The organism is Kineococcus halophytocola (assembly GCF_041276425.1).
GTDB classification, from domain to species: Bacteria; Actinomycetota; Actinomycetes; order Actinomycetales; family Kineococcaceae; genus Kineococcus; species Kineococcus halophytocola.
In genome coordinates, this window is the sequence record NZ_JBGFTU010000007.1 from 65,309 (window position 1) to 79,152 (window position 13,844).

Below are 13,844 nucleotides of genomic sequence, written 5' to 3' on the forward strand. Positions count from 1 at the left end.
GTCGCGACGGCGGACAGTGTGAGAGGAGCCACGGTGGCGGAGACGTTGCGGCTCATGGCCGTGCACGCCCACCCGGACGACGAGTCCAGCAAGGGTGCGGCGTCCATGGCCAGGTACGTGGCCGAGGGCGTCGAGGTGCTCGTCGTGTCGTGCACGGGCGGGGAGCGCGGGGACGTGCTCAACCCGCGGCTGAAGGACAACGCGCAGCTGCTGCGCGACATGGGGGAGTACCGGCGCCACGAGATGGCCGAGGCGGCGCGCATCCTGGGGGTGCGGCACCGCTGGCTCGGGTACGTCGACTCGGGCCTGCCCGAGGGCGACCCGCTGCCCCCGCTGCCGGCGGGGTGCTTCGCGCTGACCCCCGAGCAGTTCACGGTGGACGCGCTCGTGCACGTGGTGCGCGAATTCCGCCCCCACGTCATGACGACGTACGACGAGTCCGGCGGGTACCCCCACCCGGACCACATCATGACCCACACGGTGTCCTTCGCGGCCTTCCACGCCGCCGCCGACGCCGAGCAGTTCCCGCAGGCCGGACCGGCCTGGCGGACCTCCAAGCTGTACTACCACGCGAGCTTCTCCCGCGAGCGGATGCGCACCTTCCACGAGGCGCTCCTGGCCCAGGGCGAGGAGTCCCCGTTCGCGGAGTGGATGAAGCGCATCGCCGAGGAGGGACCGGGCAGGCGCAAGGAGCTGGAGATCACCACCCGCGTGCGGTGCGGGGAGTTCTTCGAGACCCGCGACCGGGCGCTGCTGGCCCACGCCACCCAGATCGACCCCGACGGCTGGTTCTTCGGGGTCCCGCTGGACCTGCAGCGGGAGCTGTGGCCGACCGAGGACTACCACCTCGCGATCAGCCACGTCCCCACGACGGTGCCCGAGGACGACCTGTTCGCCGGGTTGCGGGAGGACCGGTGATCACCGCGCTGCTGCTGACGGCGACGCCCACCCTCACCTCGACGGGGACCTCGACGGGGACCTCGACGGGGACCTCGGAGGTGGACGCCGACCTCGTCAGCCCCGGGCTGTGGGGTTTCGTCGCCCTGTTCGTCCTGGCCGTCGCCGTCTACTTCCTCGGCCGCAGCATGGCCCGGCGCATCCAGCGGGTGAACCACCGCGCCCGCCTGGAGCGCCAGGAGCAGGAGCAGCAGGAGCAGCAGGAACGCGCCGGCACCGGCCGGCCGGCCGGCCCGCCGCGGGGGGAGGACGGCCCCGCTCAGGACTGAGCGGGCGCGACGGGGGTCGTGCCGTCGGGACGCCGCAGGTGCGTCTCGACGGCGGCCAGCACGGCCACCGCGTCGCGGCCGTGGCGCACGTCGAGGGCGTCGGGGACGCCCGTGGCCGCCGCCGCGCGGAGCCGGTCGAGCGCGCGAGCGAACCCCTCCTGCGCGGTGCCGGTGAACCGGGGCAGGTCGTGCCGCCCGCCCGGGCCCCACACCGTCGCGAACGACCCGCCCGTGCCCTCGGGGGCGGTCAGCGTCAGCGACAGCGCCGTGCCCGCCCCGTCGCGGTGCTCCAGCGCGACGTTCACGGCGTCGCGCGGTCCGCGGCCGGCGGCCACGGCGACGACGTCACCGACCAGGGGGCGGGCGATCGACAGCGCGTGCGGTCCGGTGTCCCACAGCCCGCCGCGTTCGCGCCGCCACCGCGAGTGCGCGTAGGGGTTGCCGGGTGCGTCGAGGGTGCCGGCCCAGCGGAACACCCCGCCCTCCCACGGACCGTGCTCGGCGGCCAGCGCGGCCATCCGCTCCAGCCAGTCGGTGATCTCCGGCATGAACAGGTACGTCAGGAACTCCACGGACGCGATCCCGTTGCGCCGCACCGCGTCGACGAGGCGGTCGGCGGCGGCCAGGTCGGTGGCGACGGGTTTGTCCAGCAGCACGTGGACCCCGGCGTCGGCGGCCCGGACCGCGAGGTCGGCCTGCACGTCCGGGGGCAGGGCGATCGTCACGGCCTCGACCCGCCGGAGGAGGTCGGCCAGGCCCTCGTCCCCGCTCCAGGAACCGGCCCCGAACTCCGCCGCGGCCGCGGCCGTGCGGTCGGCGTCCCGGCCCCAGAACCCGGCGAACTCCACGTCGGGGTGGTCGGCCAGGGCGCGGGCGTGGGTCGTGCGGGCCCAGTGGCCGGTGCCGAGCACGGCGAACCGGGTGGGGGTCTTCCGGGCGGGGCTCTGGTCCGAGGGCACGCCCGGACGCTACCGGGCGCCGGGCCGGGCAGCCCCCGTCGGAGGTCCGTGGCACCGTGGCGACGTGCCGAACCGACTCGCCCGGTCCACCAGCCCGTACCTGCTGCAGCACGCCGACAACCCCGTCGACTGGTTCGAGTGGGGGCCGGAGGCGTTCGCGGAGGCGCGCCGGCGGGACGTGCCCGTCCTCGTCTCGACGGGGTACGCCGCCTGCCACTGGTGCCACGTCATGGCCCACGAGTCGTTCGAGGACCCGCAGACGGCCGCGGAGATGAACGCGGCGTTCGTGTGCGTCAAGGTCGACCGCGAGGAACGTCCGGACGTCGACGCCGTGCACATGGCCGCCACGACGGCCATGACCGGGCAGGGCGGCTGGCCCATGACGACGTTCTGCACCCCCGAGGGGGCGGTGTTCTTCGCCGGCACCTACTTCCCGAACCGCCCGCACCCGCAACTGCCCTCCTTCCGGCAGGTGCTGGCCGCCGTCGGGGAGGCCTGGCGCGAGCGGCGCGAGGAGGTGCTGGCCTCCTCCAGCCGCATCGCCGCGGCGCTGGGAGCGATGGCCCCGCCCGCCGGTGACGTCCCCGACGCGGCCGCGCTGGAGGCGGCCGTCGCGGTGCTCGCGGAGCAGGAGGACGTCGTGAACGGCGGGTTCGGCGGGGCGCCGAAGTTCCCGCCGTCGATGGTGTGCGAGTTCCTGCTGCGCCACGCCGCGCGCACGGGCTCGGACCGGGCCGCGGGCCTGGCGGAGCGGACCCTGACCGCGATGGCCCGCAGCGGCACCGCCGACCAGGTCGGCGGCGGGTTCGCCCGCTACGCCGTCGACGCCGGCTGGGTCGTGCCGCACTTCGAGAAGATGCTCTACGACAACGCGCTGCTGGCCCGGGTGTACCTGCACTCCTCCCGCGCCACGGGGAACGCCGAGCACCGCCGCGTCGCCGAGCTCACGTGCGAGTTCCTGCTGCGGGACCTGCGGACCCCCCAGGGCGCCTTCGCCGCCTCCCTGGACGCCGACACGCCCGTCCCCGACGCCGACGGCACCCCCCGCGCGGTCGAGGGCGCGACCTACGTCTGGACCCCCGGGGACCTCGTGGAGGTGCTCGGCCTGGACGACGGCCCCTGGGCGGTGGAGCTGCTGGGCGTCACCGAGGCGGGCACGTTCGAGCACGGCACCTCCACCGCGCGCCTGACCCGCGACCCCGGCCCGGAGCGCGAGCGGTGGGAACGCGTGCGCGAGCGCCTGGCCGCCGCCCGCGCCGACCGGCCGCAACCGGCGCGCGACGACAAGGTCGTCCTGGCCTGGAACGGGCTGGCCGTGGCCGCCCTGGCCGAGGCCGGCGCGCTGCTGGCCCGCCCGGACCTGCTGCTCGCCGCGCGCGAGGCGGCGACGTTCCTGCTCGGCGTCCACCGGGTCCCCGGCGAGGGCGGGGCGCGGTGGCGGCGCGTCTCGCGCGACGGCGTCGTGGGCGCTCCGGCCGCGGTCCTGGAGGACCTCGCCGACCTCGCCGAGGGGCTGCTCGCGCTGCACGCGGCCACCGGGGAGGCGCACTGGTTCACCGTCGCCGCCGAGGTGGGCGCCGAGGTCCGCGACCGGTTCACCACCGCCGACGGGCTCGTCGACGTCGCCGACGTCGACCCGGCGCTGTCCGTGGCCCGGGCCGGGGCCGGGTCGCCCTCGGACCCCTCCGACGGGGCGACCCCGTCGGGCACGTCCGCCGCCGCCGGGGTGCTGCTCTCCCTCGCCGCGCTGACCGGGGACGAGGGGTTCCGCGAGGCGGCCGAGCGGGCGCTGTCGGTGTGCGGGGCCGTCGCCGCGAGCGCCCCCCGGTTCGCGGGGTGGGGGCTGGCCGTGGCCGAGGCGCTGGCCGACGGGCCGCGGGAGGTGGCCGTCGTGGGGGCGGCCGGGGACGTGGGCACCGCCGAGCTGCACCGCGCGGCGCTCGCGGGCACCGCGCCCGGGCTCGTCGTGACCCGCGGCACCCCGGGGACGGGGGAACCGGCGCTGCTGGCCCACCGCGGGCTCGTCGAGGGCCGGGCCGCGGCCTACGTGTGCCGGGGGCAGGTCTGCCAGGCGCCGACGACGGACCCGGCCGAGCTGGCCCGGCAGGTCGGGGTGCGGGCCTGACGTCTCAGCGCAGGTGGACGGTGGCGACGAGGATGGCCGCCACGTGCGCGCCGAAGCCCAGCACGGTGCAGGCGTGGAAGACCTCGTGGAACCCGAACCAGTGCGGGCTCGGGTTCGGGCGCTTCGTGCCGTAGGCGATCGCGCCGAGGGAGTAGGCGAGCCCGCCGGCCGCGACGAGGACCGCGACGGCCGTCCCCCCGCCGGCGGCGAAGTCGGGCAGGTAGCCGACCGCGACCCAGCCCAGGGCGACGTAGACGGGGGTGTAGAGCCAGCGGGGGGCGCCGATCCAGAACACGCGGAACGCCACCCCCGCCAGGGCCCCGGCCCACACGAGGGTCAGCAGGAACCGTGCCCGGTCCCCGGGCAGCGTCGTCACCGCCAGCGGGGTGTACGTCCCGGCGATGATGAGGAAGATGTTGCTGTGGTCCAGGCGCCGCAGGAGCGCCGCCTGCTGCGGGGTCCACGTCCCGCGGTGGTAGAGCGCGCTCGTCCCGAACAGGGCGGCCGCCGTCACCGCGAAGACGACCGCCGCCGTGCGCGAGGCCGCCGTGGGGGCCAGGGCCACGAGCACCGCGCCCGCCGCCAGCGCCGCGGGGAACGTCCCGGCGTGCAGCCACCCCCGCAGCCGCGGCTTGACCTGGTCCACCGAGGAGGCCACGGACCGGGCCAGGGGGACGTCGCGGGGCAGGTCGGCGGACATGCCCCGACGGTAACCGGCCGGGCCCGGCCCCCGGGACCACCGACGGCACCGTCGGTCCCCACGACCGCAGGTTCGCACCGGTACCCGGTCGAGGATGTGGGCTTCGTGAGGGTGTCGGCACCCGCCGGGCGTCCGCGGGGAGGGGCCGCGGGGCGGGTATACCGTGAGCGCCGATGGGCCTCCGCGATCTCCTCTACGGCGCGTACGGGCGGCGGCTGGAACGGTCGCTGGACCCGGACGTGCTGCCCCGCCACGTGGGGATCATCCTCGACGGCAACCGCCGGTGGGCCAAGGCGTTCGGCGCCTCCAGCTCGCACGGGCACCGCGCCGGCGCGGACAAGGTCCTGGAGGTCATGGGCTGGTGCGCCGACGAGGGCATCGAGGTGGTGACGCTGTACCTGCTGTCCACCGACAACCTCAGCCGTCCCGCCGACGAGCTCGAACCCCTCATCGCGATCGTCCAGGACGCCGTGGCCCGGGTGGCGGCCACGGGCCGCTGGAAGGTCCACCCCGTCGGGGCCCTGGACCTGCTGCCCGAGCCCACGGCCGGGCGGCTGCGGGAGCTGGCCGGGCAGACCGCGGACATCACCACCGGCGTCGTCAACGTCGCCATCGGCTACGGCGGCCGCCAGGAGATCGCCGCGGCCGTGCGTTCGCTGCTGCTGGAGCACGCCGTGCGGGGCACCTCCCTGGCCGAGCTCGCCGAGGTGCTCGACGTCGAGCACATCGCCGCGCACCTCTACACCAAGGGCCAGCCCGACCCCGACCTCGTCATCCGGACGTCGGGGGAGCAGCGGCTGTCGGGGTTCCTGCTGTGGCAGAGCGCCCACTCGGAGTTCTTCTTCACCGAGGTGCTGTGGCCGGACTTCCGCAAGGTCGACTTCCTGCGCGCGCTGCGCTCCTACGCCGCCCGCGAGCGCCGCTACGGGGTGTGACCTCCGCCCCCGGCCCCGGGGGAGTCGTTGTCACGACGCGCCGAACCTACCGGCGGGATGCGTCAACGACCCGACCCCGGACTCCATGACGGGCACGGAGGGTGAGCGCAGGGTAGGGGCGGGGGAGATGGTCACCTGGACGTCACCCGTTCGTCGCACGCGAGCGCGTGTTCCTCCCGTGGTCCGGCGGTGCGGCCGATAGCGTCGGACTCAGACGGGGAGCGTCCGCCCCCCGCTCGGGAGGTCGCCGTGCGAGCTGTCCAGGGCAGCGGGGAGGCCCGGTCCCGGGTCGCCCGTGCACCGCGACCCGAGGTCCCGGTCCACCGCTGAGGGGGGTCCGGGCGCGGACGCGTCCCGGGCTCCCGAGAACGGGAGACGTTCGTGGTCGACAACACCAGCTCCGAGACCCGCCGCGCCCCCGGCGCAGTGCCGAACACCCCGCCCCCCGCCCGCGCGGGGGCCCTGCCGCCCGATCCCGACCGCCAGACCTTCGTCCTGGACACCTCCGTCCTGCTGTCCGACCCCGGTGCCCTGGTCCGCTTCGCCGAGCACGACGTGGTCCTGCCGCTGGTCGTCGTCAGTGAGCTGGAGGGCAAGCGCCACCACCCCGAACTGGGCTACTTCGCCCGCGAGGCCCTGCGCCGGCTCGACGACCTGCGCGTCGAGCACGGCCGCCTGGACGCCCCCATGCCCATCGGGGAAGCCGGCGGCACGCTGCGGGTGGAGCTGAACCACTCCGACACCACGGCGCTGCCGTCCTCGTTGCGCTCGGGTCCGCTGGCCACCGCGGGCGACACGCGGATCCTGGCCGTCGCGGCGAACCTGGCCGCCGAGGGGCACCGCGTCACGGTCGTGTCCAAGGACGTCCCGCTGCGGGTGAAGGCCTCGGCCATCGGGCTGACGGCCGACGAGTACCGCGCCGAGCTGGCCCCGGACTCCGGCTGGACCGGGGTCGTGGAGCGCACCGCGACGGCCGAGGAGGTCGCGGCGCTGTACGACACCGGGACGCTGGACAGCGCCGAGCTGCGCGACCTGCCGGTGAACACCGGGGTCGTGCTGTCCTCCCCGCGCGGGCACGCGCTCGGGCGCACCGGCCCGGACAAGACGCTGCGCGTCATCAAGGGCGACCGCGAGGCGTTCGGCGTCCGCGGCCGGTCCGCCGAGCAGCGGATCGCCCTGGACGCCCTGCTCGACTCCACGGTCAGCATCGTCTCCCTGGGCGGCCGGGCCGGGACGGGGAAGTCGGCGCTCGCCCTGGCCGCGGGGCTGGAGGCCGTCATGGAGCGGCGCGAGCACCGCAAGATCGTCGTGTTCCGGCCGCTGTACGCCGTCGGCGGCCAGGACCTGGGGTACCTGCCGGGCACCGAGGCCGAGAAGATGGGGCCCTGGGGCCAGGCGGTCTTCGACACCCTGGAGGCCGTGGTGGACCCGAAGGTCGTGGAGGAGGTCTTCGCGCGCGGCATGCTGGAGGTGCTGCCGCTGACGCACATCCGCGGCCGGTCGCTGCACGACTCCTACGTCGTCGTCGACGAGGCGCAGTCGCTGGAACGCAACGTCCTGCTGACCGTGCTGTCCCGCATCGGCCAGGGGTCCAAGGTCGTCCTGACCCACGACGTCGCCCAACGCGACAACCTGCGCGTGGGGCGGCACGACGGGGTCGCGGCCGTCGTGGAGGCGCTCAAGGGGCACCCGCTGTTCGCGCACGTGACGCTCACCCGGTCCGAGCGCTCGCCCGTGGCGGCGCTGGTGACCGAGCTGCTGGCGGACTTCGGGGCCTGACCCCGGGTCTCCTCCCGGCGCCCACGCACGGGTGGGACGGGTGGGGCAGGAGGGTTCCGGGCCCGGGTCGGGGCAGGTCGCGACCCGGTGCCCGGAACCGGGCGGGGGATCATCGCGTCCAAACCCCGCCACGGGTGTCGCGACGTGTGAGATGTTCCACAAAAGTCGACAGAACGTCGCTCTCCTGTGACCTCATCGTGACGAACGGGCCACTGCGCGTTTGCCTGGACGCCGCCCCTCGGGGCAGCGTGCTGCTCCGACAGCACCTCGAGGCCGCTGCCGGGAGCCACCGCTCCGGTGGCGTCGACCGACCGGCCGCACGACGGCCGACGGGTCGTCCGGGTCCCACGGCGACGCTCCGGCGGAGCGTCGCGGCCCTGCCGGCAGGTGGTCGAGCTCGACCGGGCGTGGGCCGGGAGAACGTCGGAAGGCCCGGCTTGCCGCCCCACCGCACCACCGCGCTCACGGACGAGCAGACCAGCACCCCGCAGACTCCCCGGCAGCGCCCCCGGCGCCCGCGCGGGCGCTTCGCCGCCCGCCTGGCCGCACCGGCCGTCGTCGCCGCCTCCGTCCTGGCCGGCGCCGCCCTGACCTCCGGGCCCGCGCCCGAGGCCGAGGCCGCCGTCCCGGACCGTCTGCTCCAGGCCGCCCAGGCCGAGCGCCAGCTCACGACGTCGGCCGCCTGGTTCGACCAGGTCGGTGTCCGCGCCGCCGCCGACGAGCGGGTCGCCGCCGAGGAGGCCGCGGCGAAGGCGGCGCGGGAGGCCGCCGCGCGGGCGGCGGAGGAGGCCGCCGCGGCCGAGGCGGCCCGGCTGGCCGAGGAGGCCCGGCAGCAGGCCGCGGCCGAGGCCACCCGCAACGCCCAGCGCGACCCGAAGGGCATCGCGCGGATCATGGTCGCCGACCGCGGCTGGAACGAGGGGCAGTTCTCCTGCCTGGACTCGCTGTGGACCAAGGAGAGCGGCTGGGACTACTCCGCCGCCAACCCCACCTCCAGCGCCTACGGCATCCCGCAGGCCCTGCCCGGCCGCAAGATGAGCTCGGCCGGGGCGGACTGGGAGACCAACCCCGTCACCCAGATCTCCTGGGGCCTGACCTACATCGAGAGCCGCTACGGCAGCCCGTGCAGCGCCTGGTCGCACTCGAAGTCCCACAACTGGTACTGAGCACGGCCTGAGAGCGCGTGGTCCCGCCCGGGGTCACGCGCTCTCGTGCGTGCGCCGCCCGTCCTCGCGGCAGGGGCACCCGAACAGCCCGCACAGCGCACCGGCGACGTCGCCGGCCCCGCGCACGGGGGTGGTGAAGGAGGCGCGCAGCACGGTCGTGCCCGCGCCCACGGTCACGAGCACGTCCAGCCCGTACCGGTCGGCGCCGACGACCGCCACCTCGCGCGTCCGCTGCGCCTCGTGCGGGGGCAGGGTGTCCAGCACCCAGCCCACCAGGGCGTCGCGGTGGGCGGCCTCCAGGTGGGTGACCAGGCCGTCCTCGTCCTCGTAGAGGGGGTCGGGGGTGGCGGTGGTGAACTCCTCCTCGGGCACCAGGTGCACGCCCTCGGCCGTCGTCACGCGCACGTCGGCGACCTCCAGGCGCCACACCGACCGGGTGGTGCCCACGTCCAGCAGGGCCCCCAGCGGGCGCACGGCCGCGGCGGTCTGGGCCACCCGGCGCTGGTCGGCGGGCAGGATCGCCTCGGCCCAGCCGGTGACGCTGAGCCGGGCGCGCGGCAGGACCGCCTGCCCCGGGGGCACGTCGAGCACGTCGAGGACCACGGGCACGCCGGGCCGGTGGTCCTCGGTGCGCAGCGCGCTCAGGCGGGCGTGCAGCGGGGAGTCGTCGTCGACGAGCAGCAGCAACCCGCCCCAGGCGTCGGTGAGGTGCTGCACGGGGAAGGGCTGCGTGCGCGGGGCGGTGCCGCGGCGGGGGAGGCCGGCCGGGGCGAGGGGGGCCTCGGCGTGCGGGCAGGTCCGCTGCGGGCGGGGCAGGTGCACCGTGCCGGTGACCGTGCCGGCGGCCAGCGTCCGGCCCCACTGCGCCGGGGTCGGGCGGGCGGGGCCCGGGGTGGTGGTCCGGGGCACCCCCGGGGAGGCCGTAGGCTTGGACTCGGTGCGCTCCGGAGCCCCCGAACCGCGGGGGTCGGGTGCCGTGGGCCGGTCGATCCCCTGGATCCGGTGGTTCACAGTGCCTCCTCGGTGCGCGATCGTCCTGGCCGTCCGAGCAGCGGGTCACGCTGTTCGACTTTGGCCAGGCTCACCTTACGATCAGGAGAGTGGAATGAACAACGCCCGACCCAAGGTGCGCATCAGCCGCGCGCTCGGGGTGGCCCTCACGCCGAAGGCCGCCCGCTTCATGGACCGTCGCCCGTACCCCCCGGGCATGCACGGCCGCAAGCAGAAGAAGGCGTCGGACTACGCGACGCAGCTGCGGGAGAAGCAGCGCCTGCGCTACCAGTACGACGTCAGCGAGACCCAGCTGCGTCGTGCCTACGACCTCGCCAAGCGCAAGCCGGGCAAGACGGGTCAGAACCTGGTGCAGCTGCTGGAGACGCGTCTGGACGCCGTTGTGTGGCGTGCGGGCTTCGCCCGGACCATCTACCAGGCCCGCCAGATGGTCGTGCACCGCCACATCGTCGTCGACGGCCGTCGCGTCGACCGCCCCTCCTTCCGCGTCGTCCCGGGCCAGACCGTCGAGGTCGCCCCGCGGTCGAAGTCGAAGACGCCGTTCATCGTGGCGGCCGAGGGCGGCTGGAGCGACAACGAGATCCCGGGCTGGCTGTCCGTGGAGCGCCAGGACCTCACCGCCACGGTGAACGCCCTGCCGGTCCGCGAGCAGATCCCCGTGACCTGCGACGAGCAGCTCGTCGTCGAGTACTACTCGCGCTGAGCCTGCCGCACCACCGCACGCGCCGCAGGGCGCCGGTCCCCCCGGGGGTCGGCGCCCTGCGGCGTTCCCGGGCCGGTCAGAGCCGGGGGGACCCCCGGTGCGCGAGCGCGGCCTCGTCGAGGTCGAGCTGGTCCAGCGCCTCGCGGACGGCGTCCTCCCCGACGTCGCCGGCCGCCCCGGCCGCCAGCAGCGCCCGGCGCTGGGCGAGCAGGACCTCCCGGCGCAGCGCGACCGCGCGCCGGGCCCGGCGCGTGCCGTCACCGGCCTCGGCCGACTCGGCGGCGCGGTCCCGGGCGGCGCGCTCGGCCCGGGCCAGGACGGTGTCCACCCACCGCCGTTCCGCCTCGTCCGCCGTCTGCTCCCGGGCGGCGCTCAGGACCACGACCATGCTCTCCCGGGTCACGTCCCGGGCCTTGTCCCGCTCCTGCTCGCGCCAGCGCCGCTCCGCGGAAGTGTCCAGGTCCAGCCGGCGGATGAGCGCGGGCAGCGTGGCGCCCTGCAGCAGCAGCGTGCCCACCGCGACCACGAACGCGAGCACCTGCAGGTCCGCGCGGTGCGGGAAGTCGGCCGGCAGCCCGGCCGCGGCCGCCAGCGTCACCACCCCGCGCATCCCGGTCCAGGCCAGCACGGCGTCCTCGGCGGGGGTGAAGTGCCGGCCGCCGGGGGAGAACCTGCCGCGCAGCAGGTTCCGCATGACGAACCCGCCGCCGACGACCCACCCCAGCCGCACCAGGACGACGGCCGCCAGCACGACGGCCCCGGCGACCAGCAGGTCCAGCGCGCGAGCGCCGTCGGTGACCGCGTCGGTGAGCAGGGAGTGGAACTGCAGCCCGAGGTAGGCGAAGACGAACGCCTCCAGCAGCACGTCGAGGACGTTCCAGAACTCCCGCTCGGACATCCGCGTCGCGTAGAGGGCGGCCAGGGAGTGCCGCGACAGCACGAACCCCGCCATCACCACGGCCAGGACGCCGGACCCCTCGACGGCCTCGGCCACGCCGTAGGCGGCGAACGGCAGCAGGACCGCGAAGGCCGTCATGAGCGAGGCCTCGCTCAGCCGGGCCCGCACGAGCGCGGCCAGGTGGCCCAGCACGAAGCCCACGGCGACCCCGATGGCCGACGTCGCCAGGAAGAACAGCACCGGGTTGCCCGGCAGGTGGCTGTCCCCGGTCGAGCGCGTCGCCGCCGCCACCGTCACCGAGAACAGCGTCAGCGCGGCCGCGTCGTTGACCAGGCTCTCGCCCTTGAGGGTGTTCAGGACGCGCGCGGGCAGGCCGAGCCGGCCCCCGACGGCCACGGCCGTCACCGCGTCCGGCGGGGACACGACGGCCGCCAGGACGAGCGCCGCCGACAGGGTGATCCACGGGATCGCCAGAGCGGCCACGACCCCCACGACGGCCGTCGTCACGACGACGAGCACGACACCGAGGTTGGTGATGGACCGCCAGCGGCGCGTGAACCCGCTGAAGGAGAAGTCCTGCGTCGTGGAGAACAGCAGCGGGGGCAGGACCACCGAGAGGATGACCTCCGGGGACAGCTCCAGGCGGGGCACCCCCGGGACGAAGGACACCGCCGCCCCGGCGACGGCCAGCAGCAGCGGGGGCTGCCAGCCGCGCCGGGAGGCGAGGATCGTCAGGGCGAGGGCGGCGAGGACGACGACGAGCTGCTGGGCGACCACCCGGCACAGTGTCGACGGCGACCCGCCCGGGCGCGGGTCAGGGGTGGGTCAGGGGTGGGTCATGGACATCACGTCCAGGGCGGCGTCGAGCTGCTCCTCGCTCACCTCGCCGCGCTCGACGAAGCCGAGGTCGACGACGGCCTCGCGCACCGTGGAGCCGGTGGCGACGGCGTGCTTGGCCACTTTGGCCGCCGCCTCGTAGCCGATGACGCGGTTCAGCGGGGTGACGATCGAGGGGGAGGACTCGGCGAAGCGGCGGCAGGCCTCGACGTCGGCCTCCAGGCCGTCGATCGTGCGGTCGGCCAGGAGCGTGGAGGCGTTGCCCAGCAGCCGGGCCGATTCCAGCACGTTGCGGGCCATGACCGGGATCTGGACGTTGAGCTCGAAGGAGCCGCTGGCCCCGGCCCACGTGACGGTGGCGTCGTTGCCGACGACCTGCGCGCACACCATGAGGGCGGCCTCGGGCACGACCGGGTTGACCTTGCCCGGCATGATCGAGGACCCCGGCTGCAGGTCCGGCAGCCGCAGCTCGCCCAGCCCGGTGCGCGGGCCGGAGCCCATCCAGCGCAGGTCGTTGCAGACCTTGGTCAGGCTGACCGCGACGACCTTCAGCGCACCGGACAGCTCCACCAGGGCGTCGCGCGCGCCCTGGGCCTCGAAGTGGTCGGCGGCCTCGGTCAGCGGCAGGCCCGTGTCGGCGGCCAGCAGCTCGATGACGCGCTGGGGGAACCCGGCCGGGGTGTTGATGCCCGTGCCCACGGCCGTGCCGCCCAGCGGCACCTCGGCCACGCGCACGACGGTGGCCTCCACGCGCTCGATGCCGCGGGTGAGCTGGGCGGCGTAGCCGGCGAACTCCTGGCCCAGCGTCACCGGGGTCGCGTCCATGAGGTGCGTGCGCCCGGACTTCACGACGTCGGACCACTCGGTGGCCTTGCGCTGCAGGGAGTCCCGCAGGTGGGTCAGCGCCGGGACGAGGTCGTTGACGACGGCCGAGGTCGCCGCCACGTGCACCGACGTCGGGAAGACGTCGTTGGAGGACTGCGAGGCGTTGACGTGGTCGTTGGGGTGCACGGCCGAGCCGAGGCGCTCGGTGGCCAGGGTGGCGATGACCTCGTTGGCGTTCATGTTCGAGCTCGTGCCCGAGCCGGTCTGGAAGATGTCGACGGGGAACTCCCCGTCCCAGCGGCCGGTGGCGACCTCCTCGGCGGCGTCGGCGACCGCCTGGGCCAGGTCGCGGTCCAGCACGCCGAGCTCGGCGTTGGCCAGGGCCGCGGCCTTCTTGATGCGGGCGAGGGCCTCGATGTGGGCGCGTTCCAGCGGGGTGCCCGAGATCGGGAAGTTCTCCACCGCCCGCTGCGTCTGCGCGCGGTACTTCGCCGCGGCCGGGACCCTGACCTCCCCCATCGTGTCGTGCTCGACGCGGAACTGCGCCTCGTCGGGGGCGTCGGTCTGGGAGGGGGCTTCACTGGCCATGGCGCCATCCTGCCAAGGGGGGTGCGCGGACGGGGCACCCGGTGGTGCGGATCACGGTCGGCCAACGATCCGGCGCCCGGACCCGCCTCGGG

The 13,844-nt window shown here is 75.6% G+C and carries 12 protein-coding genes; 7 read left to right on the forward strand and 5 right to left on the reverse strand.

The genetic code is table 11. The features are described 5' to 3' along the window. Positions 1 to 33: 33 nt before the first annotated feature. On the forward strand, positions 34 to 918 hold the full coding sequence (gene mca, locus AB2L27_RS07555; RefSeq protein ID WP_370440865.1) for a mycothiol conjugate amidase Mca: 885 nt from the start codon (positions 34 to 36) through the stop codon (positions 916 to 918). Then, positions 915 to 1,226, forward strand: coding sequence for a hypothetical protein (locus AB2L27_RS07560; protein WP_370440866.1), 312 nt, complete (start codon positions 915 to 917; stop codon positions 1,224 to 1,226). Before mca ends, AB2L27_RS07560 begins: the two co-directional genes overlap by 4 nt. On the opposite strand, the gene AB2L27_RS07565 is transcribed toward AB2L27_RS07560, so the two are convergent. Then, complete coding sequence (locus AB2L27_RS07565; RefSeq protein ID WP_370440867.1) at positions 1,217 to 2,185, reverse strand: Gfo/Idh/MocA family protein; 969 nt, start codon at positions 2,183 to 2,185, stop codon at positions 1,217 to 1,219. The genes AB2L27_RS07560 and AB2L27_RS07565 overlap by 10 nt on opposite strands. A gap of 64 nt (positions 2,186 to 2,249) precedes the next feature. Here AB2L27_RS07565 and AB2L27_RS07570 point away from each other — a divergent pair, with 64 nt between their 5' ends. Next, positions 2,250 to 4,310, forward strand: a complete 2,061-nt coding sequence (locus tag AB2L27_RS07570) for a thioredoxin domain-containing protein (RefSeq protein WP_370440868.1) — start codon at positions 2,250 to 2,252, stop codon at positions 4,308 to 4,310. A 4-nt stretch (positions 4,311 to 4,314) separates the two neighbouring features. Here the strand turns inward: AB2L27_RS07570 and trhA are convergent, their stop codons facing one another. Continuing rightward, complete coding sequence (trhA, locus tag AB2L27_RS07575) at positions 4,315 to 5,010, reverse strand: PAQR family membrane homeostasis protein TrhA (protein ID WP_370440869.1); 696 nt, start codon at positions 5,008 to 5,010, stop codon at positions 4,315 to 4,317. 173 nt (positions 5,011 to 5,183) lie between these two features. Here trhA and AB2L27_RS07580 point away from each other — a divergent pair, with 173 nt between their 5' ends. From AB2L27_RS07580 to AB2L27_RS07590, 3 genes are all read left to right on the forward strand, one after another. Continuing rightward, entirely contained in the window at positions 5,184 to 5,945 is a 762-nt protein-coding gene (locus AB2L27_RS07580; RefSeq protein WP_370440870.1) for an isoprenyl transferase, read from the forward strand. Between the two features lie 426 nt (positions 5,946 to 6,371). Further along, the gene (locus AB2L27_RS07585; RefSeq protein ID WP_370440981.1) at positions 6,372 to 7,724 is read left to right on the forward strand and encodes a PhoH family protein; all 1,353 of its coding nucleotides are present in this window, start codon (positions 6,372 to 6,374) and stop codon (positions 7,722 to 7,724) included. Between the two features lie 437 nt (positions 7,725 to 8,161). After that, positions 8,162 to 8,890: an aggregation-promoting factor C-terminal-like domain-containing protein gene (locus AB2L27_RS07590; protein WP_370440871.1), complete on the forward strand. Its 729-nt coding sequence runs from the start codon at positions 8,162 to 8,164 to the stop codon at positions 8,888 to 8,890. A 33-nt stretch (positions 8,891 to 8,923) separates the two neighbouring features. On the opposite strand, the gene AB2L27_RS07595 is transcribed toward AB2L27_RS07590, so the two are convergent. Then, positions 8,924 to 9,799 carry a DUF2470 domain-containing protein gene (locus AB2L27_RS07595; RefSeq protein WP_370440872.1) on the reverse strand — a complete coding sequence of 292 codons (876 nt, stop codon included), beginning with the start codon at positions 9,797 to 9,799 and terminating at the stop codon, positions 8,924 to 8,926. A 196-nt stretch (positions 9,800 to 9,995) separates the two neighbouring features. Here AB2L27_RS07595 and rpsD point away from each other — a divergent pair, with 196 nt between their 5' ends. Then, on the forward strand, positions 9,996 to 10,604 hold the full coding sequence (rpsD, locus tag AB2L27_RS07600) for a 30S ribosomal protein S4 (protein WP_370440873.1): 609 nt from the start codon (positions 9,996 to 9,998) through the stop codon (positions 10,602 to 10,604). Between the two features lie 76 nt (positions 10,605 to 10,680). Here rpsD and AB2L27_RS07605 read toward each other — a convergent pair whose 3' ends face one another. Both AB2L27_RS07605 and AB2L27_RS07610 read right to left on the reverse strand, forming a co-directional pair. Further along, entirely contained in the window at positions 10,681 to 12,279 is a 1,599-nt protein-coding gene (locus AB2L27_RS07605; RefSeq protein ID WP_370440874.1) for a cation:proton antiporter, read from the reverse strand. Between the two features lie 48 nt (positions 12,280 to 12,327). Beyond that, positions 12,328 to 13,752, reverse strand: coding sequence for a class II fumarate hydratase (locus AB2L27_RS07610; RefSeq protein WP_370440875.1), 1,425 nt, complete (start codon positions 13,750 to 13,752; stop codon positions 12,328 to 12,330). Between the last annotated feature and the right edge of the window lie 92 nt (positions 13,753 to 13,844).

Bases quoted from the DNA above. Each gene is read 5' to 3' on its own strand.
- AB2L27_RS07610 (WP_370440875.1), bottom strand. From the start codon at position 13,752: ATGGCCAGTGAAGCCCCCTCCCAGACCGACGCCCCCGACGAGGCGCAG.
- AB2L27_RS07580 (WP_370440870.1), top strand. From the start codon at position 5,184: ATGGGCCTCCGCGATCTCCTCTACGGCGCGTACGGGCGGCGGCTGGAA.
- trhA (WP_370440869.1), bottom strand. From the start codon at position 5,010: ATGTCCGCCGACCTGCCCCGCGACGTCCCCCTGGCCCGGTCCGTGGCC.
- rpsD (WP_370440873.1), top strand. From the start codon at position 9,996: ATGAACAACGCCCGACCCAAGGTGCGCATCAGCCGCGCGCTCGGGGTG.